General features: G+C 68.8%; 19 protein-coding genes. 15 read left to right on the top strand and 4 right to left on the bottom strand.

Annotated features, from left to right (window positions below; all coding sequences use genetic code 11):
- Positions 1 to 4 precede the first annotated feature (4 nt).
- Positions 5 to 2233 (top strand): molybdopterin cofactor-binding domain-containing protein, encoded by a 2229-nt coding sequence (locus ACXJKJ_RS06745; protein WP_457389557.1) that lies wholly within the window; start codon positions 5 to 7, stop codon positions 2231 to 2233.
- A gap of 1 nt (position 2234) precedes the next feature.
- Here the strand turns inward: ACXJKJ_RS06745 and ACXJKJ_RS06740 are convergent, their stop codons facing one another.
- The gene (locus tag ACXJKJ_RS06740) at positions 2235 to 2450 is read right to left on the bottom strand and encodes a heavy-metal-associated domain-containing protein (RefSeq protein WP_235532124.1); all 216 of its coding nucleotides are present in this window, start codon (positions 2448 to 2450) and stop codon (positions 2235 to 2237) included.
- 27 nt (positions 2451 to 2477) lie between these two features.
- On the opposite strand from ACXJKJ_RS06740, the gene ACXJKJ_RS06735 reads away from it, so the two are divergent.
- Together ACXJKJ_RS06735 and ACXJKJ_RS06730 are read left to right on the top strand one after the other, a co-directional pair.
- Positions 2478 to 3032, top strand: coding sequence for an NADPH-dependent FMN reductase (locus tag ACXJKJ_RS06735; protein ID WP_457389556.1), 555 nt, complete (start codon positions 2478 to 2480; stop codon positions 3030 to 3032).
- Entirely contained in the window at positions 3029 to 3931 is a 903-nt protein-coding gene (locus tag ACXJKJ_RS06730) for a pirin family protein (RefSeq protein ID WP_457389555.1), read from the top strand. Before ACXJKJ_RS06735 ends, ACXJKJ_RS06730 begins: the two co-directional genes overlap by 4 nt.
- A gap of 66 nt (positions 3932 to 3997) precedes the next feature.
- Here ACXJKJ_RS06730 and ACXJKJ_RS06725 read toward each other — a convergent pair whose 3' ends face one another.
- The gene (locus tag ACXJKJ_RS06725) at positions 3998 to 4987 is read right to left on the bottom strand and encodes a PEP-CTERM sorting domain-containing protein (protein ID WP_457389554.1); all 990 of its coding nucleotides are present in this window, start codon (positions 4985 to 4987) and stop codon (positions 3998 to 4000) included.
- Between the two features lie 328 nt (positions 4988 to 5315).
- Positions 5316 to 6335, bottom strand: a complete 1020-nt coding sequence (locus ACXJKJ_RS06720; protein ID WP_457389553.1) for an STAS-like domain-containing protein — start codon at positions 6333 to 6335, stop codon at positions 5316 to 5318.
- A 146-nt stretch (positions 6336 to 6481) separates the two neighbouring features.
- Between ACXJKJ_RS06720 and fba the strand changes: the two genes are divergently transcribed.
- The 8 genes from fba to ACXJKJ_RS06680 all read left to right on the top strand — a co-directional run bounded on the left by fba (position 6482) and on the right by ACXJKJ_RS06680 (position 15626).
- A complete protein-coding gene (gene fba / locus ACXJKJ_RS06715; RefSeq protein ID WP_457389552.1) occupies positions 6482 to 7546 on the top strand; it encodes a class II fructose-bisphosphate aldolase in 1065 nt (354 codons plus the stop codon).
- Between the two features lie 7 nt (positions 7547 to 7553).
- Entirely contained in the window at positions 7554 to 7979 is a 426-nt protein-coding gene (locus tag ACXJKJ_RS06710; protein ID WP_457389551.1) for a gamma-glutamylcyclotransferase family protein, read from the top strand.
- Between the two features lie 98 nt (positions 7980 to 8077).
- Positions 8078 to 11200, top strand: coding sequence for a PAS domain S-box protein (locus ACXJKJ_RS06705; RefSeq protein ID WP_457389550.1), 3123 nt, complete (start codon positions 8078 to 8080; stop codon positions 11198 to 11200).
- Position 11201: 1 nt separating this feature from the next.
- The gene (locus tag ACXJKJ_RS06700; RefSeq protein ID WP_057298198.1) at positions 11202 to 11582 is read left to right on the top strand and encodes a response regulator; all 381 of its coding nucleotides are present in this window, start codon (positions 11202 to 11204) and stop codon (positions 11580 to 11582) included.
- A gap of 31 nt (positions 11583 to 11613) precedes the next feature.
- The gene (locus ACXJKJ_RS06695; RefSeq protein WP_457389549.1) at positions 11614 to 12510 is read left to right on the top strand and encodes a phosphoribosylaminoimidazolesuccinocarboxamide synthase; all 897 of its coding nucleotides are present in this window, start codon (positions 11614 to 11616) and stop codon (positions 12508 to 12510) included.
- Positions 12511 to 12655: 145 nt separating this feature from the next.
- On the top strand, positions 12656 to 13801 hold the full coding sequence (locus ACXJKJ_RS06690) for a hypothetical protein (RefSeq protein ID WP_457389548.1): 1146 nt from the start codon (positions 12656 to 12658) through the stop codon (positions 13799 to 13801).
- A gap of 53 nt (positions 13802 to 13854) precedes the next feature.
- A complete protein-coding gene (locus ACXJKJ_RS06685; RefSeq protein WP_457389547.1) occupies positions 13855 to 15084 on the top strand; it encodes a serine/threonine protein kinase in 1230 nt (409 codons plus the stop codon).
- The gene (locus ACXJKJ_RS06680; protein WP_457389546.1) at positions 15030 to 15626 is read left to right on the top strand and encodes a hypothetical protein; all 597 of its coding nucleotides are present in this window, start codon (positions 15030 to 15032) and stop codon (positions 15624 to 15626) included. Before ACXJKJ_RS06685 ends, ACXJKJ_RS06680 begins: the two co-directional genes overlap by 55 nt.
- Before the next feature lie 36 nt (positions 15627 to 15662).
- Here ACXJKJ_RS06680 and ACXJKJ_RS06675 read toward each other — a convergent pair whose 3' ends face one another.
- Positions 15663 to 16613 carry a tetratricopeptide repeat protein gene (locus ACXJKJ_RS06675; RefSeq protein WP_457389545.1) on the bottom strand — a complete coding sequence of 317 codons (951 nt, stop codon included), beginning with the start codon at positions 16611 to 16613 and terminating at the stop codon, positions 15663 to 15665.
- A gap of 115 nt (positions 16614 to 16728) precedes the next feature.
- On the opposite strand from ACXJKJ_RS06675, the gene purE reads away from it, so the two are divergent.
- Genes purE through ACXJKJ_RS06655 form a run of 4 tightly spaced genes read left to right on the top strand, consistent with a single transcriptional unit; the run spans position 16729 to position 20347 of the window.
- A complete protein-coding gene (purE, locus tag ACXJKJ_RS06670) occupies positions 16729 to 17193 on the top strand; it encodes a 5-(carboxyamino)imidazole ribonucleotide mutase (protein ID WP_457389605.1) in 465 nt (154 codons plus the stop codon).
- Positions 17190 to 18377, top strand: a complete 1188-nt coding sequence (locus tag ACXJKJ_RS06665; RefSeq protein ID WP_457389544.1) for a 5-(carboxyamino)imidazole ribonucleotide synthase — start codon at positions 17190 to 17192, stop codon at positions 18375 to 18377. Before purE ends, ACXJKJ_RS06665 begins: the two co-directional genes overlap by 4 nt.
- Positions 18377 to 19363, top strand: a complete 987-nt coding sequence (locus ACXJKJ_RS06660; protein WP_457352508.1) for an L-threonylcarbamoyladenylate synthase — start codon at positions 18377 to 18379, stop codon at positions 19361 to 19363. The genes ACXJKJ_RS06665 and ACXJKJ_RS06660 overlap by 1 nt, the downstream gene beginning before the upstream one ends.
- A 24-nt stretch (positions 19364 to 19387) precedes the next feature.
- Complete coding sequence (locus ACXJKJ_RS06655) at positions 19388 to 20347, top strand: SGNH/GDSL hydrolase family protein (RefSeq protein WP_457389543.1); 960 nt, start codon at positions 19388 to 19390, stop codon at positions 20345 to 20347.
- Positions 20348 to 20422 lie beyond the last annotated feature (75 nt).

The following is a 20422-nucleotide window of genomic DNA, read 5'->3' as shown; positions in this document are numbered from 1 at the left end:
CGACATGCTGAATCCCCGTCGCATCGACCAGGCACTGACCGCGGGCTCCCTTGGAGTTTCCCGCCGCAGCTTCGTCACCACCACCGTCGGCGGCGCCGTCGGCCTGGCGCTGTTGCCTGGCATGGCGAGCGCCCAGGCGCCCAAGCCCGGGTCCAAGCCGACTGAACAACCGTTGGCCTTCGTCACCATCGCCAAGGACGGCACCACCACCATCCTGTGCAACCGCATGGACATGGGCCAGGGCGTCGAGACCGGCCTGGCCATGATCTGCGCCGAGGAGCTGGAAGCCGACTGGAGCAAGGTGCGCACCGGTTTTGGCGACCAGAAGGCCGCCTACGTCGACCCGCTTTTCGGCATCCACCTGACCGGCGGCTCCAACTCGGTCAAGAACAGCTACCAGCAGTACCGCGAACTGGGTGCGCGCACCAAGGCCATGCTGGTGGCCGCCGCGGCCGAGAGCTGGGGGGTGCCGGCCGCATCGTTAAAAGCCGAGAACGGTGTCATTTCAGGTGGTGGCAAGAGCGCCGGCTATGGCGAATTCTTCGACGCCGCCATGAAGGGCACGGTGCCCGAGGCCGTCACGTTGAAGGATCCCAAGACCTTCAAGCTGATCGGCAAGCCCACCGGCCTGGTCGTCAGCCAGGCCAAGAGCACCGGCACCCAGGCCTATGGCATGGACGTGCAACTGCCGGGCATGGCGGTGGCCGTCATCCAGCGCCCGCCGGTCTTCAACGGCAAGGTCGCCAAGCTCGATTCGACCGAGGCGCTCAAGGTCAAGGGTGTCAAGGCCGTGCTGCCGGTGGCGCTGGACCGCGGCGGCCAGGGTGTGGCCGTGGTGGCCAGCGGCTACTGGGCGGCCAAGAAGGGCCGTGATGCGCTCAAGGTCGACTGGGACCTGGGTGGCGTGGCCAAGCCCGACACCGCGGCGCTGACCAAGCAGTACCTGGCCCTGGCCAAGACGCCCGGCACGCCGGCGCCCAAGCCGGAGTTCCAGGCCGATGCCAGCGCCTGGGCGAAGGCGCCCAGGAAGATCACGGCGGACTTCGTCTTCCCCTATCTGAACCACGCCCAGATGGAGCCGCTGGCCTGCACGGTGGACCTGAAGGCCGACCGCTGCGACTTCTATTACGCGGCCCAGATGCCCGGCATCGATGCGATGAACCTGGCCAAGACGGTGGGGCTCAAGCCGGAGCAGGTGCAGGTCAATGTGCAGATGGCGGGCGGCGGCTTTGGCCGGCGTGCCACGCCCGCCACCGAATGGCCGCGCGAGGCGGCAGCCGTGGCGGTGGCCCTGGCCCAGGCCGGCAAACCCATGCCGGTCAAGGTGATCTGGAGCCGCGAGGATGACGTCAAGGCCGGCTACTACCGGCCCATGACGGTGCATCGCGCCGAGATCGGCTTCGATGCCGCGGGCAAGATCTCCGGCTGGCAGCACCGCATCGTCAGCCAGAGCATCCTGAAGGGCTCGCCGCTGGAAGGCTTTGGCTATCAGAAGGGCGTGGACGGCACGACGACCGAGGGCATGCGCGATCCCTACGAGATCCCGATGAATCTCAGCGTCCACCACCCCGACGTCAATGTGCCGGTGCTGTGGTGGCGCTCGGTGGGCTCCACCCACACGGCCTATGTGATGGAGACCCTGGTCGACGAGATCGCCTTCGCCACCAAGCAGGACCCGGTGGCCTACCGCCTCAAGCTGATGGAGGGCAATGCCAAGGCCGACCGGCATCGCGCCGCCCTGCAGGCGGCCGTCGACAAGAGCGGCTATGGCAAGCGCAAGCTCAAACCCGGCCAGGCCTGGGGTGTGGCGGTGCATGAGAGTTTCGAGTCGGTCGTCGCCTATGTCGTCGTCGCCAGCATCAAGGGCAAAGGCAAGGATCGCCAGCCGGTGCTGCAGGAAGTGCATGCGGGCGTGCACTGCAACCTCTGCATCAACCCCAAGGCGGTCGAGACCCAGGTTCAGGGCGCGGCCATCATGGCCCTGGCCACGACCATGCCGACCCACCGTGTGACCTTCAAGGACGGCGTCGTCGAGCAGAACAACTTCTACGACATGGCCATGCCGCGCATGCCCGACGCGCCCAAGGTCATGACGGTCAGCATCGTGCCCAGCAACGACCCACCCAAGGGCATGGGCGAGCCGGGGCTGCCGCCGCTGGCACCGGCGCTCGCCAACGCGGTGGCGCGGCTGACTGGCAAGCGCCAGCGCGAGTTGCCGTTCAGCTTCGCTTGAGTCAGGTGCTGGCCGGCGCCGGCGGGTAGCCGGCCTCGGTCAGCACGGCCACCAGTGCCTCGCGGGGCAGGTCGCTGTCGACGTCGGCGGTCTTGGCGTTGCGATCAATCTCGACGCGCGCCTGGGCGTCGGCCGCCTTCAGCGCTTCGGTGATGGCGGCGACGCAATGGCCGCAGCTCATGTCGGGCAGGATGAAGCTGTGCATCGCTGGCATCATGCCCGCATCCACCTTTGCGGTATCGCCATGCACATCATTGCCCTCAGCGGCGCGCTGCGCCGCGCGTCCTACAACACCGCCTTGCTGCGCGCTGCCATCGCGATGGCGCCCGAGAGCGTCACGATCGAGCTGCGCACCCTGCACGGCATTCCCCTCTATGACGGGGACGTCGAGGCCCAGGGCATCCCCGAGGCCGTGACGAAGCTGCGCGAGGAGATCCGTGCCGCGGATGCGCTGCTGATCAGCACGCCCGAGTACAACCACTCCATCCCCGGCGTGCTGAAGAACGGGTTGGATTGGCTGTCGCGCCCCAGCGGCGAAGGCGCCAAGCTGTTTGGCGGCAGGCCCACGGCCGTGATCGGCGCGTCGCCGGGCGGCTTCGGCACCGTGCGCTCCCAGGGCGCGCTGTTGCCGGTGCTGCATGCTTTCGGCTGCGACCACTGGATGGCCGGCGAGCTGCTGGTCTCCAAGGCCGGCTCGGTCTTCGACGCCGACGGCCGTCTCGTTGATGACAGGGTGCGGGGGCAGTTGCAGACCTTTGTCCACGGCTTTGTCGACTTCGTGCGCAAGAGAACGTCATGAGCGTCCACGTCGAGCGCCTCGCCAGCCACATCGGCGACGTGGGCGGCATTCCCATCCAGCGGGCCCTGCCCAACAAGGCCCGGCGCATCATCAGCGCCTGGTGCTTCGCCGACCATGCCGGCCCGGCCACCTTGCCGCCCGAGCGGCGCATGAATGTCGGCCCGCATCCGCACACGGGGCTATCGACCTTCAGCTGGATGATCGAGGGCGAGATCCTGCACCGCGACAGCCTGGGCTCCGAGCAGGTGCTGCGGCCGGGCCAAGTCAACCTGATGACGGCCGGCCACGGCATCTCGCACAGCGAGGAGTCGCTGTCCGACCGCATTCACCTGGCCCAGCTGTGGATCGCGCTGCCCGATGCCGAGCGCGAACGCGCGCCCAGCTTCCAGCATTTCGCCGAACTGCCGCGCTGCTCGGTGGGCGGTTTTGACGGCACGCTGCTGGTTGGCGAGTTCGCCGGCCTGCGCTCGCCAGTGCCCAGCTTCACGCCGCTGCTTGGCGTGGACCTGGTTGCGGGCGGGCCGGCTGATGCGATGCTCACGCTGCGGCCCGGCTTTGAGCATGGGTTGATGCTGCTGGAGGGCGAGATCGAGGCGGCGCCGGCCGGCCACGATGCCGTCGAGACGGTCACGCCGGGCACGCTGCTCTACCTCGGCCCCGGCTGCGAATCCGTCGAACTGCGCTGCTCGGTCTCGTCACGCCTGCTGCTGCTCGGCGGCGAGCCCTGGAGCCAGCCGCCGCTGCTGTGGTGGAACTTCGTCGGCCGCGAGCCGGATGAGATGCGGGCCTGGGCCCTGGACTGGGCGCGCGAGGACGGTGGGCGCTTCGGTGCGGTCGAGGGCTATGGCGGCCCGCGCATCCCGGTGCCGCCGGTGCCGGCGCTGCACCGGCCGGGCTAAAGCGGCGCAAACCAAAACAGGCCGGCCGGCCCCAAGGTCAGGCCGGCCGGCTTGCCGGGTTCAGCGTCACTGTTTGCGGCGCCGGCTCCAGGCAGCTGCGGCAAGCGCCAGAACCATCAGCACCAGCACGTTCGGCTCCGGCACGGTGTTGCCCGGGCCGCCTATGGTGCATCCCGCACCGCAGCTCAGGCGCAGCACCTGTTCGATCTGCGATATGAAGAGCGTGCCGTTGCTGGTATCGGCCGATGTGAAGTCGCCGCGGCTGCCGCCGTTGGCAATGATGAGCATGGTGTCGTTGTCGACATCAAGCAGCCCCAGGGTCCCATCGTTGTTGTTGACGATGACGTCGCCGTCGTAGAGGCCGCCGATGATGACGCCTGTGCCGTCAGCGCCATGACCGCCCGTGCTGAAGTACGAGCGGATCAATGCGCCCGTGGCGATGTCATAGGACTGGATGATGCCGCCGTTTTCGATATAGGCGATGGTGCCGTCGGGTGAGACGGAGACACCGTCGGGGAACAGCCCCGGGTTGATGATGCGGTAGGCGCCGCTGACCGGGTCGATCTCGACGAGGCCGCGATTGGTAGACGCAATCATCTTGCCGCTGACCGATCCCCAGATGCCCAGATAGTCCACGAGATCGGTACCGGTGGCGCCGCCGATGGGCACGTAGGAGCCATCGTTGGCAAAGTGGTAGAAGCGCCCGCCGAAGAGCTGGCCGCCATAGGCCTGACCGGCGACGGTAGCCATCGCGAAATGCGGGTTCCCCGTTTCGAAGGCGTAGGGATTGGCGATCAGCGCATCGCCCAAGGTCTGGTTGTCCACATCCTTGAAGACATAGAGCTGACCGGAGCCCACGCTGCCGGTGACGATGTTGCCATTCGGCAGAACCGCCTGGGATAGCGGGCCGTAGTTGCCGAAGTTGTAGCCGCTGACGAAGGTGGTCAACGTGAAGCCGGCAGTGACGCCACCTGCCGTCAGTGTGAGGCCGGCGTGGGCAGCGGGGGCGAAGGCCACAGCCAGAGCCACGAAGCCAAGCAGTTTCTTCAGTGTCATCGCGGTCTCCGGACTGATTTTCGAGGTCGCCTCGGAGCAAGGCGGCGGTCCACATTTGCGGCACGCATAAGTCGTGCCGCGAGCCAGAAAAAGCTGCTGCGACACGCATTTATGGTTTTATGTCGTTTGTGAAAGGGGACAGGGTGTCAACTTCTCCGACACGCGTTCCGGAAGCCATGGAGCACGCCCACCGAGAGCTCGAAATCGTTGCTGCGCAAAAGGGATGCCTGCGTCGCGTTGGCGTCTGGGGCGCGGCCGCTGGGCGACCTGCGCATCTGTGCCACTCGGCCCGGCATGCGCAGCCGGACTGACGAACGAGTTGACCGCCTCAACCGGCCCGGGCGCTCTTCACCAACGCCTCGATGCGCGGCGTCGCATTCACCGGCACCAGCTCGATCTGTGGATTGGCCTTGGCGAACACGCGGAACAACTCGTCCGTGAAGCCGTGGCCGACGTCGGTCACGCCGTCGAAGTCGATCTCGGCGCGCCTGAAGGCCGACAGCCGTGAGCCGACGCGGCGGGCCTGGGCGCGCGAGTCCAGGGCGAGCCCCTCGCCGGCGAGCAGGCGCAGCTGCACGCGCGTCTGGTCGAACTCGATGCCGTCGCCTGCCAGGCTCCAGGTTTCCATGACTCCGTCCAGCGTGCGCGTCGTGTTCAGCGCGATGGCCATGTAGATCGAGCTGCCCTGGCGCGGCAGGGCGCGGCCCTTCTTCCAGCCGGCGCTTTCCCAGGCGCGGCGCTGGTAGGCGGTGTTGTTGGCGTGGATGTCGAACACATCGGCCAGCTGCGAGCTGAAGAACAGGCCCCGGCCGGTGTGAGCGTCGGGGGCGCTGGTGAGCCGCCCCTTGCTGAGCTCCAGCATCGCGTGCTGCGGGTCTTCGAGCTGGAAGGCGCTGCAGATCTTGTCGAACACGCCCATGCCGTCATCGCTGACGAGCAGCTGCACATGGGTGGGCGTCTGGCGCAGCGACACGGTGACGCTGCTGCCGCCGGAATGGTCGGCTGCGTTGTTCACGAGCTCGGTGAAGCCATGCTGCACCATGCGTTCCACATGCTTGGGCAAGGCGAAATGGGGTGCGAAGTCGCGTTGCCAGGGCAGGTCTTCCTGCAGGCCGTAAAGGGTGTAACTGCGGGCCACCTGGCGCAGGCTGCCGGGCGAGTACACCGGGCGGCGGCCGGTGCCGGAGCGGGTCAGCCAGCCGGCGTCCACCAGGCGCTTCAAGGCCGACACCGTCGCGCGGTGGCTGGCGCCGGTGCGCTCCTCGATGTGGGTGGCCAGATCGTGGGAATGCTCGCTGGCAGCGGCGGTGATCCAGTTGGTCAGGTGGTCGAACACCAGTCTTGTCATGGCCGAGCATTGTGATGACTACTCTCATCCGTGGGGGTGGGGCATGCCCGGGACTCCATAGAATCCCCAACCAGTTACGAAGCGGTTACGGCCTAGGGTGCGTACCGCAGTCGGCCCAGATTTCTCAACTCCACCGGGGACAACCCATGCCTCTCGTTTCCATGCGCCAGTTGCTGGACCACGCCGCCGAAAACGGCTACGGCATTCCAGCCTTCAACGTCAACAACCTGGAGCAGGTGCAGGCCATCATGGCTGCGGCCGACGAGGTCGGCGCCCCGGTCATCCTGCAGGCCAGTGCAGGCGCCCGCAAATACGCCGGCGAGCCCTTCATCAAGCACCTGATCCAGGCCGCCTGCGAGGCCTACCCGCACATTCCCCTGGTCATGCACCAGGACCACGGTACAAGCCCCAAGATCTGCGCCGGTGCCATCGACCTGGGCTTCGGCTCCGTGATGATGGACGGCTCGCTGATGGAAGACGGCAAGACGCCGGCCTCCTTCGAATACAACATGGAAGTGACCCGCAAGGTCGTCGAGATGGCGCACCAGGTCGGCGTCACCGTCGAGGGCGAGCTGGGCTGCCTGGGCAACCTCGAAACGGGTGATGCCGGCGAGGAAGACGGCATCGGCGCCGAGGGCAAGCTGGACCACAGCCAGATGCTGACGGACCCCGAGGAGGCGGCCACCTTCGTCAAGGGCACCCAGCTGGACGCGCTGGCGATCGCCATCGGCACCAGCCATGGCGCCTACAAATTCAGCCGCAAGCCCACGGGCGACATCCTGGCTATCGGCCGCGTGAAGGAAATCCATGCACGCATCCCCAATACCCACCTCGTCATGCACGGTTCGTCCAGCGTGCCGCAGGAGCTGCTGGCCATCATCAACCAGTATGGCGGCAAGATGAAGGAGACCTTCGGCGTGCCGGTCGAGGAGATCCAGGAGGCCATCAAACATGGCGTGCGCAAGATCAACATCGACACCGACATCCGCTTGGCGATGACGGGCGCGGTGCGCAAGTTCCTGGCCGAGAACCCCGACAAGTTTGACGCCCGCGAATGGCTCAAGCCCGCCCGCGAAGCCGCCAAGGTCATCGCCAAGGAGCGCTATATGCAATTCGGCTGCGAAGGCCAGGCCGGCAAGATCAAGGGCCGCACGCTGGTCGACATCGCTGGCGCCTATGCGCGCGGTGAGCTGGCACAGAAGGTCCAATAAGGGTTCAGTGACGCGTCACTGCTTCACCTACGGCTCACTGATGTGGGCCGACATCATGGCCCGCGTCTGCGGGCGTGAATTCGCCAGCGAGCCGGCCTCGCTGGCGGGTCATGCGCGCCACCCGGTGCGCGGCCAGGACTACCCCGGCCTGCAGGCCGCGCCCGGCGGCCTGGTGCCGGGGCGGCTGTATCGCGACGTCGACGCTGACGCCTGGGAGCGGCTGGATGCCTTCGAGGGCGTCGAGTACGAGCGCGCCGATGTCGTCGTGGCGCTGGCCGACGGCAACGCGCTACTGGCCCAGGTCTACCGCTTCCGCCCCGAGTTCGCCGACCGGCTGCTCCCTGGGGACTGGGACGCCGACGCTTTCGCCCAGGAGGGCCGGGAGCGCTTCATCGCCCGCTATGTGGGCTTCGAGCTGATCACGCCACGCTGAAGCCCCGGGAATAAGACACGTTTTCGCCTGATGCCCCCCTGTTCGCGGGGTCACAATGCATCGGCATAACCCCTTGGTCATTGGGGTCGGGAGCTGGGATGGACGAGCTGACCGGAATCGTCGCGCGAGCGGGTTTCCTGCCCCACGGCTATTGCTTCCAGTGGTCGCCCGGCCTGCTCTGGACCATGGTCGGCGCCGACCTTTCCATCGCGCTGGCCTACTTCTCCATCCCGCTGGCCATCGCCAGCTATGCCCGCCAACGCCCCCAGGTCAACCTTGGCAGCATCGCGACGCTGTTCGCCATCTTCATCTTCGCCTGCGGCGTGACCCATGTGCTGGACGTCTGGACGATCTGGCGCCCCGACTACGGACTGCAGACCGCTGGCAAGGTCTTCACCGCCTGCGCGTCCGTGCTGACGGCGGCCGTGGCCTGGCGCCTGATGCCCACGCTGCTGGGCCTGCCGTCACTGGACGAGATGCGCACGGCCAACGAGGCGCTTCGCAGTGAGATGGACCGCCGCCACAGCGCCGAGGACCATCAGCTGGAAGCCGAGCAGAGCCTGGCCGCCACGCTGTCGGCCATCGACGCCGGCTTCATCACGACCGACGGCGACGGCCGGGTCACGCGCATCAATGCCGTGGCCGAGCGCATCACCGGCTGGCCGGCGCGCGAGGCCCTGGGCCTGCCGGTCTGGGAAGTCTTCCAGCGCGAGGGCACGCCGGCCGACCTGAAGGCGCGCAACCCCATCGACGTCGTGCGCGAGCGCAACCGCGAAGGCGCTTTCCAGCGCCAGGCCGTCTGCGTCGCACGAGACGGCAGCCAGCGGCCCGTTGAGGTTCACGCTGACCTGACCCACCACGCCGACGGCCGCGTGCGTGGCGTCGCCATCGTCTTCCGCGACGTCGGTCGCCTGACTGAAGCCGAGGCCGAGGTGCGCCGCCTGGCGGCCGTCGTCGAATCCTCGGCCGACGCCATCATCGTCAAGACGCCGGATGGTCGCATCACCAACTGGAATGCAGGCGCCGAGAAGATGTTCGGCTACACGGCCGCGGAGGTCGTCGGGCAGCCGGTGCAGATGCTGATCCCGCCCGAACGTGAAGCCGAGGAGACGCGCATCCTCGCCAGTCTGGCCCAGGGCCAGCATGTGCCGCCGTTCCGCACCGTTCACATCGCCAGGGACGGCCGGCGAGTCGAGATCTCCGCCCAGGTCTCGCCGCTGCGCGATGCGGCCGGCCGCATCATCGGCGGCATCAAATCCGCCCGCGACCTGACCCACCAGCGCCAGATCGAGACCGCGCTGCGCCAGAGCGAGGCACGGCTGCGCTTCGCCCTCGAGTCCGCGGCCATCGGCGACTGGGAGCTGGAGCTGGACAGCGGCCTGATCCACCGTTCGCGCCGCTATGACCAATGTTTCGGCCGACCCGACTCTGAAGGCCCGTGGGACCGCGAGCGCATGCTTGCTGCCGTCCATCCCGACGACCGGGCCATGGTGGAGGCCGGCCTGGCGGCGCTGCCCGAAGGCCACCGGCCCTGGCATGCCGAGTTCCGCGTCATCTGGCCCGATGACAGCGTGCACTGGCTGCGCCTGGACGCCCGGGTCACCCACGACGACGCCGGTTCGCCGCGGCTGGTCGGCATCGTGGCCGACGTGACCGCCATGCGCACCGCCGAGCAGGCCCGCCAGCAGTCCATCTGGCTGGCGGCCGAGAACCGCCGCGTGCAGGAAAGCAGCCGGCTCAAGAGCCTCTTCCTCGCCAATATGTCGCATGAACTGCGCACACCGCTGAATGCCGTCATCGGCTTCGCCGACCTGCTGACCATGAGCGCCCATCCGCCGCATCTGCTGGATGGGCCGCGCCAGCGCGAGTGGCTGCAGCACATTGCCAGCAGCGGCCGGCATCTGCTGGCCATGATCAACGACGTGCTCGACCTGTCCAAGATCGAGGCCGGCAAGATGGACTTCCATCCCGAGCCGGTCGAACTGCCGGCCCTGGTCGACGACGTGATGGCCACCGTCGCGGTGCTCGCCGAGCAGCGTGGCCTGAGCCTTAAGTCCTCCATCGAACCGGGGCTGCGAGACCTGGTGCTGGACCCCGCTCGGCTCAAGCAGGTGTTGCTCAACTACCTGTCCAACGCCATCAAGTTCACGCTCGCCGGCGGCCACGTCGAACTGCGCGTGGTGGGCGAGGGCCCGCGGCTGTGGCGGTTGGAGGTCGAGGACAGCGGCATTGGCATTCCGGCCGACCGCCTCGGCCATCTGTTTGTCGAATTCCAGCAGCTCGACGACGGCCTGACCAAGCGCCACCAGGGCACGGGCCTGGGGCTGGCGCTGACGCGCCGGCTGGTGGAGGCCCAGGGCGGCCGTGTCGGCGTCTACAGCGAGCCCGGGCGCGGCAGCCGCTTCTACGCCGTGCTGCCGCGCCAGCCGCTGGATGCCGGCGAGCCGGTCGGGCGGCCGGCCCACCAGCAGCTCATCGCCCTGCGCGACCATCCGCTGCGCGACGGCCTGGCCCGTGATCTGTCGCGGGCCGGCGTGAGCGCCGACACCGCGTCCACAGCCGGCGAGGTGCTGCGCCTGACCCGCGCGCGCCGTTACACCGAACTGGCCATCGACCTCGGCCTGCCTGATGCGCCCGGCCTGTCATTGCTGGCGGCGCTGCGCAGCGGCGGGCCGTCCATGCACGCGGCCGTCAAGGCGCTGGCGCTGACGCCCCCGACGGGGGCGGGCGTGGCTTTCACGGTGTCCGACGTGCTGGCCAAGCCGCTGCGCCGCCCGGCCCTGGCGCGTGCCCTCGTGCCGCTGCGCGACCGGTTGGGTCCGGGCCGGCCGGTGCTGGTGGTCGACGACGAGGCGGCGTCGCGCGAGCTGATGCGTGCGGCATTGCAGGCCACGGGCGTCGAGGCCGTGGCCGTCGGCAGCGGCGCCGAGGCGCTGCAGCGCCTGCCCGCCCTGCAGCCTGGGGCCATCGTGCTCGACCTGATGATGCCCGGCATCGACGGATTCCAGGTGCTGCATGAACTTCGCGGGGACCCGCGCTGGGCCGAGCTGCCCGTCATCGTCTGGACGGCGCTGACCCTCAGTGGGCAGGACATCGAAAGCCTGGCGCGCTCGGCCGCGGCCATCGCCAGCGCTGGCGAGGCCGAAGCCCTGGCCGAGGTGCGCGATGCGCTGCTGCGCGCCGCCCGCCAGGACCGGCGTGGCCGACTCACGAAAGGTTGACATGGCTGGCGAACGCATCCTGATCGTCGACGACAACGAGCTCAACATCGATCTCGCACAGTACGTGCTGGAGGCCGACGGCTTCATCGTCGACCGCGCGCTGCACGTCGACGAGGCCTGGGCGCGGCTGCGCGCCTACCGGCCCGCCCTGGCCCTGGTTGACATCCAGTTGCCGGGCACCGACGGCCTGAGCCTGGTGCGCGCCATCAAGGCCACGCCCGACCTCGCCGATCTGCCCGTCATTGCCTTCACCGCCTTTGCCATGCCGGGCGACGAGGTGCGCTTTCGCGCAGCCGGCTGCGACGGTTATCTGACCAAACCGATCGACGTGCACAGCTTTGCTGCAACCGTACGTGGCTATCTGGCCGGAGGGGGCACCTAAAATCCGCGGCGTTGCCCTTCCGCTCGCCGCCATGCCCCAAGCCTTGTACGAATCCAGCCTGACCTCCCTGCCGCTGCTTGGCCGCGGCAAGGTGCGCGAGAACTACGCCGTCGGCGACGACCGCATCCTGATGGTCGCCAGCGACCGTCTCTCGGCCTTCGACGTCATCATGGGCGAGCCGATTCCGGGCAAAGGGGCGCTCTTGACCCGCATGGCGCTGTTCTGGTTCGACAAGCTGCAGGGCATCGTTCCCAACCATCTGACCGGCCAAGACCCGCTGTCCGTGGTGTCGGCCGAGGAGCGCGAGCAGCTCAAGGACCGCACCATGCTGGTCAAGCGGCTCAAGCCCCTGCCCATCGAGGCCGTCGTGCGCGGCTACCTGGCCGGCAGCGGCTGGGCCGAATACCAGGCCAGCGGCAGCGTCTGCGGCGTCAAGCTGCCGGCGGGCCTGCGCAATGCCGACAAGCTGCCCGCCCCCATCTTCACGCCGGCCACCAAGGCCGAGATGGGCGATCACGACGAGAACATCTCGTTCGAGCAGGCGGCTGAAATCATCGGCGCCGACCTCGCCGCCCGCGTGCGCGACATCTCCATCCAGCTCTACCAGCGCGCCGCCGATTTCGCGCTGACCAAGGGCATCATCATTGCCGACACCAAGTTCGAATTCGGCCTGGATGCCGACGGCACGCTGACGCTGATGGACGAGGTGCTGACGCCCGACTCCTCACGCTACTGGCCGGTCGAGAGCTATGCGCCGGGCAGTAACCCGCCCAGCTACGACAAGCAGTTCGTGCGCGATTGGCTGGAGGCCGTGCGCATCGACGGCCAGCCCTGGGGCAAGAAGGCTCCCGCGCCGGCCCTGCCGGCCGAGGTGATCGCCAAGACGGTGCAGAAGTACGAAGAAGCGCTGCAGCGGCTGACGGCATGAGCGCCGCGCCGGGCCGTCCCAAGCAAGCTCGCTCCCGCCTGGCGGGAGTGAGCCCGGACATGGGATGCCCAGTGGGCATCGCATGCCTGGCGAACGCCTGGCCGCGCTGCCGGACAGGCAAGGCCGCAGGCCGAAGGGTGCACCAATGAGCGTTGCAGCCGGTCCGGTCAAGCTTCGCAGCCGGCTGGCACAGCGGCTTGACGGCGAGATTGCCGCCGTCGCCTCCATGCCGGCGCGTGCCGCCGTGCTGCAGGTCCAGCGTGCCATCCTGTGGCTGCGCCATGGCCGCGAAGTCGAGGCCCGCGAGGAGCTGAACCGCCTGCAGGCGCGCGCCCTCGTGCATCCGCGCATCGAGCTGGCCGCCTGGCTGCATCTGGCCGAAGGGCTGACGGCTTATTTCAGCGCCTTCGGCGGTGGCGCCCGTGAACGCGTGCGGCGCGCCCACGTCATGGCCAAGGCGGCCAACCTGGCGGCGCTGCAGACCCTGTGCGACGCCTGGCTGGCGCAAATGGCCTTTGTCGACCGCGATATCGACCGTCTCGTCGCCCATGCCGCCGCCGTGCTGGCCGCCCCCGCGGACAACCCCGCAGCCTGTCGCGTCGCTTCTGCGCTGGGCATGGCCTGGGACCTCGCGATGGGGGCTCGGGACGAAGCCGCCGCGTCGTCCTGGTATGCCTGGGGCCGCCGCGCCGCCAGCGCCGACGGAGACGACGCCGGCCTGGCTGCCTTGCTCTACAACCAGATGCAGATGCGCGCCCTGCGCATCCGCCACGCTGCCCTGGCCGGCGAGCCTGGCGAGGCGCCGGCCGTGCTGCTGGGGGTGGACTCCATCGGCCATTTCGACGACGCCGTGGGCGGTTCGGCCCGCGCCAACCTGACCCCGCTGCTGCGCGCCCAACTGCTGACCGTGCAGGGTGACTACGCCACTGCCGCTGCCTTGCTGGAGGCCAACCTGCCCGAGGCGGTGGCGGCTGGCCTGGCCCGTACCGGCGGCAGCCTGCTGGCCGACCTGGCCTGGTGCTGGGCCAACAACGGCGAGGTCCAACGCGCCAGGGCCCTGGCCGATCAAGCTGCCGTCGAGGTGCTGGCCGAGGATGCGGCCCACTGCGACCTCGACGAATGCGCGGCCCTGCACGCCCGCCTGGCCCAGGTCTACGCCCGCTTGCATGAGGATGGGCTGGCAGCCCGCCACGGCGACGCCGCCCAGGCCGCCTGGGGCCAGGACGCCGCCCAGCGCCGCCTCTGGGCCGAGCGCTTGAGTAGCGCCGGGCTGGGCACTCCGCCACGCTGACCGGCTTTTTCCGGAGAGTCGGCACGGCTTGGCTGCGGTACTCTCGCCGGCCTATGACCGCCGACGCCCGCGACGACGAAGCCATCAATGCCTTGCCCGCCGGCACCCGGTTCGGCGAGCTGGAGATCATTGGCACCCTGGGTGTGGGCGGCTTCGGCATCGTCTACCTCGCACGCGACCACTCGCTCGAGCGCGAGATCGCGATCAAGGAGTACATGCCCAGCCAGTTCGCACTGCGCGACGGGCAGTCCCAGGTGTCGGTGCGTTCGGTCTCCATGAAGGAGACCTTCGAGCTCGGTCGACGCAGCTTCGTCAACGAGGCCAAGCTGCTGGCGCGCTTCGACCACCCTTCCCTGCTCAAGGTCTACCGTTTCTGGGAGGCCAACGGCACCGCCTACATGGCCATGCCGCGCCTGGTCGGCCAGAACCTTCGCGAGGCGCGCAAGGCCCGACCGACGCCGCCACCCGAGGCCTGGGTCAAGCGCATCTTCGACGCCGTGCTGGGTGGGCTGGAAACCCTGCACGCCCAGAACGTCTGGCACCGTGACGTCGCGCCCGACAACATCTTCCTGCCCTCCGACGGCAGCCCGCCCATCCTGCTGGACTTCGGCGCCGCCCGCCAGGCGATCAGCGACCGCACGCAGGTCTTCACCGCCATCCTCAAGCCCAGCTTCGCGCCCATCGAGCAGTACGCCGAGGCCACGACACTGCGTCAGGGGGCCTGGACCGACTTCTATGCACTGGCCGCTGCCATGCATGAGCTGCTGACCGGCCGGCCACCGCCGCCGGCGACGGCCCGCGCGATGGGCGACGAACTCCTGCCGCTGGAGGTGCCCGGCTATTCACCGGCCTTCCTCGCCGGCATGGACTGGGCGCTGCGCGTGGCGCCCCATCAGCGCCCCCAGACCGTCGCCGCCTGGCGCGAGGTGCTGGACGGCCGTTCGGCCGTGCCGCGGCCCCAGCTCGCTCAGCCCCGGGTGCCGGCTGCGCCCACGTCGCCGGCACCCGCGGAGCCGCTGGATCTCGAATTCGCCGACACGGTGCAAGGCCCGCCGCTGGACGAGGACGACGGGCAGACCGTTGTCGTGCCGCTGCGCAAGTCCGCGCCGCCTCCTCCACCGCCGCCGCCACCGCCGCGTGCAACGAAACCGTCACCGCAGGCCGCGGCCCCGCAGCGGCCCTCCTGGCAGGTGCCAGCCATGATCGGCGGCGGCTTGGGAGCGTTGCTGTGCTGGGCCTTTTTGTCATGCAGTTGCGCGGCAATCAGGCCCAGCCCGAGGTGACGCCGGCCGAACCCGCGGCCTCCGTGGCCGCGGCCGCGCCGGCGCCCGTGCAGCAGACGCAATCCGAACCGTCAGCTTCGGTGGCCAGCGCGCCGGCTCCGCAGTCCGCATCTGCGCCCGGACCTGTGGTCACACCGGTGCCTGCGCCCCTCAAGGCGGCCTCGTCGGCCGTGACCACGGTCAACATCCGCCCGGCGTCATCGTCCGCCTCGGCAACGTCGCGCCGTGAAACGGCGCCCAAGCCCATCGTGACCGAAAAGGCCGGTGACTTCCGCCCCGTGCCGCGCAGCCCCGTCTTCGCGGCGCCCGAGCCGGCGGCCTCCAGCCCGGCCGCCCCGTCGAGCAAGGCGGCCCCGGCATCGGCGGCCCCTGCGCCGTCCACCGAGCCGCGCACCGCCAACGAGGCCTGCGGCGGCCGGGTGCTGTTCGCGCGCGCCTGGTGCATCGACCGGCAGTGCGAAAAGCCGATCTATCACAACGATCCGGAATGCGTGAGGCTGCGCGACATCCGCAGCAATCGCGGCAACAGCGGCGTGCCCTGAGGCATGCCGGGCTGCCCGGCCGTCAGACGGGCTTGATCAGAACAGCGCCATCGACAATTTGCGCCGATAGCTGTCGATCAGCGGGTCGCTGGGCACGACGGCGGCCTTGCCGGACAGTTCCAGCGTGCCACTTTTGGCCTCGGCGGCGTGCTTGGGAGCCGGCTTGGTCAGCAGCTCGAGGATGGCCACGTAGGTTTTGCGCGCGGCCTCGCCGTTCCAGGCCTTGTCGCGCATGATGATTTCCAGCAGTTCGTCCATGGCTTCGGTGAAGCGCTGGCCGGCCAGATGTAGCTGGGCCAGCGTGAAGCGGGCCTCGAAGTCGCGCTTGTTGGCGGCGATTGATCCCCGCAGCGCGGTCGGGTCCGCACCGGCGGCGGCATCGAAGGCGCTGAGCCACGTGGCCAATGCGGCCAGACGGGGCGAGGGCACCAGGGTGTCAGCGGCCTTGGCCGCCACCGGTGCGAAGGCGGCGCGCGCGTCGTTGAGCAGGCCGAGTTCCAGCAGCGCCTTCACGTAATCGAAGCGGGCGGCGTCATTGGCGGGGTCGGTCTGCACGGCATGGGCCAGCTTGGTCAGCGCGGCTTCCAGGTCGCCGTCGGCCATCAGGTCCTGGGCATCGGCCAGGTCGGCCTCGGCTTCGAGTTCTTCGCCGGCCGGCACATGCTTGTCCAGGAACTCGCGGATCTGCGCCTCGGGCAGGGCGCCGACAAAGCCGTCCACCGGCTGGCCGCCAGAGAACATCACGCAGAAGGGGATGGAGCGCACGCCGAACATCTGGCTGAGCTGGGTGGCGATCTCGGGCACCTCGTCGCTGTTCAGCTTGGCCAGCGTGAAACGGCCAGCGTAGGCGGTTTCCAGCTTCTCCAGGACGGGACCCAGGGTCTTGCAGGGGCCGCACCAGGGCGCCCAGATGTCCAGCAGCACGGGCTGGTTCTGGGACGCGACGATGAGTTCGGCTTCGAAGTTCTGGAGGTTGATGTCGATCATGGCTGAGGGTAGTTGCGGACGCGCCACCTACAATTCAAGGCTTTTCTGAGCCTTCCGGAGCGCGACCTTGTCCACCCCAGCCCCCCAGAACCCGGATGCCGTCATCGGCATCGTCATGGGCTCCAGCAGCGACTGGGAGACGATGAAGCAAGCGGCCGAGATTCTGACCGAGTTCGGTGTCGGCTTCGAGGCGAGGGTCGTGTCGGCCCATCGCATGCCCGATGAGATGTTTGCCTATGCCGAAGCGGCGGCAGGCCGCGGGCTCAAGGCGATCATCGCCGGTGCTGGCGGTGCGGCCCATCTGCCGGGCATGCTGGCCGCCAAGACGACGGTGCCGGTGCTGGGCGTGCCTGTCGCCAGCCGGCACCTGCAGGGCGTCGACTCCCTGCATTCCATCGTGCAGATGCCCAAGGGCATCCCGGTCGCGACCTTTGCCATCGGCAATGCCGGCGCGGCCAATGCGGCGCTGTTTGCGGTGGCGATGCTGGCCACGGGCAATGCGGCCCTGCTGGACAAGCTGAATGACTTCCGCATGAAACAGACCGAAATCGCCCGCGCGATGAGCGAGGAACTGCGTTGACAGCCCTTCTCCCTGGCGCGGCGACGCTTGGCGAGTCGCGGCAAGCGACGCTGGGCGTCTTGGGCGGCGGCCAGCTCGGTCGCATGTTCGTGCATGCCGCCCAGGCCCTGGGCTACCGTTGCATCGTGCTCGACCCTGACGCCGTCAGCCCGGCGGGCGCCGTGGCCGAGAAGCACATCAAGGCCGACTACCTGGATTCCTTCGGCCTGGCCCAGCTGGCGCGCGACTGCGACGCGATCACGACCGAGTTCGAGAACGTGCCGGCCCTTGCGCTGGAGACGCTCGCCGGCATGCGTGTCGTGGCGCCCGCCGCGGCGTCGGTCGCCGTCTGCCAGGACCGCGCCATCGAGAAGGCGCATTTCGAAGCGGCCGGCGTGCCCTGCGCGCCGCATGCCGTCATCACCAACGAGATCGAACTCACGGCCGTCGACCCGGCCCTGCTGCCAGGCATCCTGAAGACCAGCCGCATGGGCTATGACGGCAAGGGTCAGGTTCGCGTGGCCACCACCGCCGAGCTGGCCCAGGCCTGGGAAGGGCTCAAGCGCGTGCCCTGCGTGCTTGAGCAGTTGCTGCCGTTGAAGGCCGAGCTGAGCGTGCTGGTCGCACGCGGCGCGGACGGGCAGATCGTCAACTTCCCGGTGCAGCAGAACCTGCACCGCGGCGGCATTCTGGCCGTCACCGAGGTGCCGGCGCCGGATGTGCCGGTCGAGGTCGACAGGCTGGCAGTAGCCGCCGCCCATCAGGTCGCGGACGCGCTGAACTATGTCGGCGTGCTGTGCATCGAGTTCTTCTGGTTGCAGGACGGCCGTCTGGTCGTCAATGAGATGGCGCCGCGGCCGCACAACTCCGGCCACTGGACGATGAACGGCGCCGATGTGTCGCAGTTCGAGCTGCAGGTGAGGGCGCTGGCCGGCCTGCCATTGCCGGCGCCGCGCCAGCATTCGGCCAGCGTCATGCTGAACCTGCTCGGCGACCTCTGGTTCAACGACGACGGCGGCCCCACGCCCCCGGCCTGGGACCGCGTGCTGGCCCTGCCGGGCACGCATCTGCACCTCTACGGCAAGGCCGACGCCCGCCATGGCCGCAAGATGGGCCATCTGAACATCACGGCCGACACGCCTGCGGCGGCTCATGCGATCGCCGTGGAGGCTGCCGCCGTCCTGGGCCTGCCCACCGACTTCTGATGTTGCTTCTGCCCGGCAACGATCCCGAAGCCGTCCAGGCCGCCGCGCGCCGCCTGGCCGACGGCGAATTGCTCGGCCTGCCGACCGAGACCGTCTATGGCCTGGCCGCGCGCGCCGACCAGGACGAGGCCGTTGCCAGGATCTTTGCCGCCAAGGGTCGGCCCAGCGACCACCCGCTGATCGTCCATGTGCTGGACGCCGCCGGCGCCGAACCCTTTGCCGACCATCTGCCCGTCGCAGCACGCCGGCTGATGGATGCCTTCTGGCCCGGCCCGCTGACCGTCATCGTGCCGCGCAAGGCCGGCATGGCCGAGGCTGCGGCTGGTGGCCACGCCACCGTCGCGCTGCGCTCACCCGCCCACCCGGTCGCCCGCGCTGTGCTGGCCGCCGCGCGCGCGCTGGGCGTCGAGGGCTTGGCCGCGCCGAGCGCCAACCGGTTTGGTCGCGTCAGCCCGACGCTGGCTCGCCATGTCGTCGAGGAATTCGGCCCCGAGCTGATGGTGCTGGACGGCGGTGCCTGCGAGGTGGGCATCGAGTCCAGCATCGTCGACTGCAGCCGCGAGCATCCGGCCCTGCTGCGTCCGGGGCTGATCAGCCGTGGCCGCATCGAGGCCGCCCTGGGCCAGCCGCTCGTGGAGCCGGATGCCACGGCGCCCAAGGCCTCGGGCACCTTGGCTGCGCACTACGCGCCGAGCGCCCGCGTGCGCCTGCTGGATGCCCAGGCGCTGGCTTTACGTTTGGCCACAACGGCCGCCAGCGGGGGCCTGGAGGGGGTGGCGGTATATTCACGCGCCCAGCTGCCGGCTTGGCGCTGGCAGGCCATGCCGGCCGACCCGGCGGCAGCGGCCCACGAATTGTTCGCGGTGCTGCGCCTTCTGGACGCGGCCGGCGCGCGTGAAATCTGGGTCGAGGCACCGCCCCACGACCCTGCCTGGGATGGCGTGCGCGACCGGCTCAGCCGGGCCGCGGCTGCCTTTTCCGATTGAGTTCTTGTTCCTGAGTTGATCGTCATGCAACGTGTTGTCTCCCAGAAATTGAAGCGCGGCCTGGCCCTGGCCACGGTGGCATCAGCCGCGCTGATCGCCGGCTGCGGCGGTGGCAGCACCCAGCAGATCGACCCGTTTGCGCCGACCCGCGTCATCGCCTTCGGCGACGAGATGGGCACCATTCTGCAAAGCGGCAAGAAGTACACGATCAACGGCCTGAATCCCGACACCAAGCAGGTGGACTGCAAGCTCAGCCCGGTCTGGAGCCAGATCTTGGCCGGCGGCTTTGGCTTCGTCTACCCGCAGTGCAACACTGACTTCGTCGCGCTGCCCCAGGGCATCATGTACGCGGCACTGGGCAACAAGGTTGCCGATGTGCGCGACAAGATCGACCTGCATCTGTCCAACGACCGCTTCGGCCCCAAGGACATCGTGTCCATCATGGTCGGCGTCAACGACATCCTCGAGTTGTATCGCCAGTTCCCGGCCCAGAGCCGTGACTCGTTGATCAACGAGGCCAAGGCGCGCGGCAAGCTGCTAGCCGACCAGGTCAACCGCATCGCCAATGCCAACGGCCGTGTGCTGGTGGCCACCATCTTTGACGTCGGCCTGACACCCTACGGTCAAAAGGAAAGACAGCAGCAGACCGACATCGACCGTGCCATCTTCCTGAACGACCTGAGCTCGGCCTTCAATACGACCATGCGTCTGAACCTGCTCAACGACGGCCGCCTGGTTGGCCTCGTGCTCGTTGACGAGACGATCCAGCAGATCGCGCGCTTCCCGGCCGCCTTCGGCTACGCCGATGTGACGAACGCGGCCTGCCGCACCGAGGTCGCGCCTCAGGACTGCACGACGGACACGCTGGTGACCGACGCCAACCCCACGCAATGGCTGTGGGCCGGCGACACCCTGCTTGGCCCGAGCGCGCAGCAGCGCATCGGCACTTTGGCGCTCACGCGCGCCAAGAACAACCCGTTTTAGCCCACCCCCGAGGCGCTGACTGCCAAGGCCAGAGGCCTTGTCCTTCGGCAGGCACAAACAGTCCTCAGGACTGTT

It is taken from the genome of Roseateles sp. P5_E1, from assembly GCF_054049335.1.
This window is presented reverse-complemented; position numbering and strand designations above follow the sequence as displayed.

Bases quoted from the DNA above. Each gene is read 5' to 3' on its own strand.
- ACXJKJ_RS06705 (WP_457389550.1), top strand. From the start codon at position 8,078: ATGGACGAGCTGACCGGAATCGTCGCGCGAGCGGGTTTCCTGCCCCAC.
- ACXJKJ_RS06685 (WP_457389547.1), top strand. From the start codon at position 13,855: ATGACCGCCGACGCCCGCGACGACGAAGCCATCAATGCCTTGCCCGCC.
- ACXJKJ_RS06725 (WP_457389554.1), bottom strand. From the start codon at position 4,987: ATGACACTGAAGAAACTGCTTGGCTTCGTGGCTCTGGCTGTGGCCTTC.
- ACXJKJ_RS06730 (WP_457389555.1), top strand. From the start codon at position 3,029: ATGAGCGTCCACGTCGAGCGCCTCGCCAGCCACATCGGCGACGTGGGC.
- ACXJKJ_RS06720 (WP_457389553.1), bottom strand. From the start codon at position 6,335: ATGACAAGACTGGTGTTCGACCACCTGACCAACTGGATCACCGCCGCT.
- ACXJKJ_RS06675 (WP_457389545.1), bottom strand. From the start codon at position 16,613: ATGATCGACATCAACCTCCAGAACTTCGAAGCCGAACTCATCGTCGCG.
- ACXJKJ_RS06700 (WP_057298198.1), top strand. From the start codon at position 11,202: ATGGCTGGCGAACGCATCCTGATCGTCGACGACAACGAGCTCAACATC.
- ACXJKJ_RS06695 (WP_457389549.1), top strand. From the start codon at position 11,614: ATGCCCCAAGCCTTGTACGAATCCAGCCTGACCTCCCTGCCGCTGCTT.
- purE (WP_457389605.1), top strand. From the start codon at position 16,729: ATGGGCTCCAGCAGCGACTGGGAGACGATGAAGCAAGCGGCCGAGATT.
- ACXJKJ_RS06745 (WP_457389557.1), top strand. From the start codon at position 5: ATGCTGAATCCCCGTCGCATCGACCAGGCACTGACCGCGGGCTCCCTT.
- fba (WP_457389552.1), top strand. From the start codon at position 6,482: ATGCCTCTCGTTTCCATGCGCCAGTTGCTGGACCACGCCGCCGAAAAC.
- ACXJKJ_RS06740 (WP_235532124.1), bottom strand. From the start codon at position 2,450: ATGATGCCAGCGATGCACAGCTTCATCCTGCCCGACATGAGCTGCGGC.
- ACXJKJ_RS06660 (WP_457352508.1), top strand. From the start codon at position 18,377: ATGTTGCTTCTGCCCGGCAACGATCCCGAAGCCGTCCAGGCCGCCGCG.
- ACXJKJ_RS06655 (WP_457389543.1), top strand. From the start codon at position 19,388: ATGCAACGTGTTGTCTCCCAGAAATTGAAGCGCGGCCTGGCCCTGGCC.
- ACXJKJ_RS06735 (WP_457389556.1), top strand. From the start codon at position 2,478: ATGCACATCATTGCCCTCAGCGGCGCGCTGCGCCGCGCGTCCTACAAC.
- ACXJKJ_RS06690 (WP_457389548.1), top strand. From the start codon at position 12,656: ATGAGCGTTGCAGCCGGTCCGGTCAAGCTTCGCAGCCGGCTGGCACAG.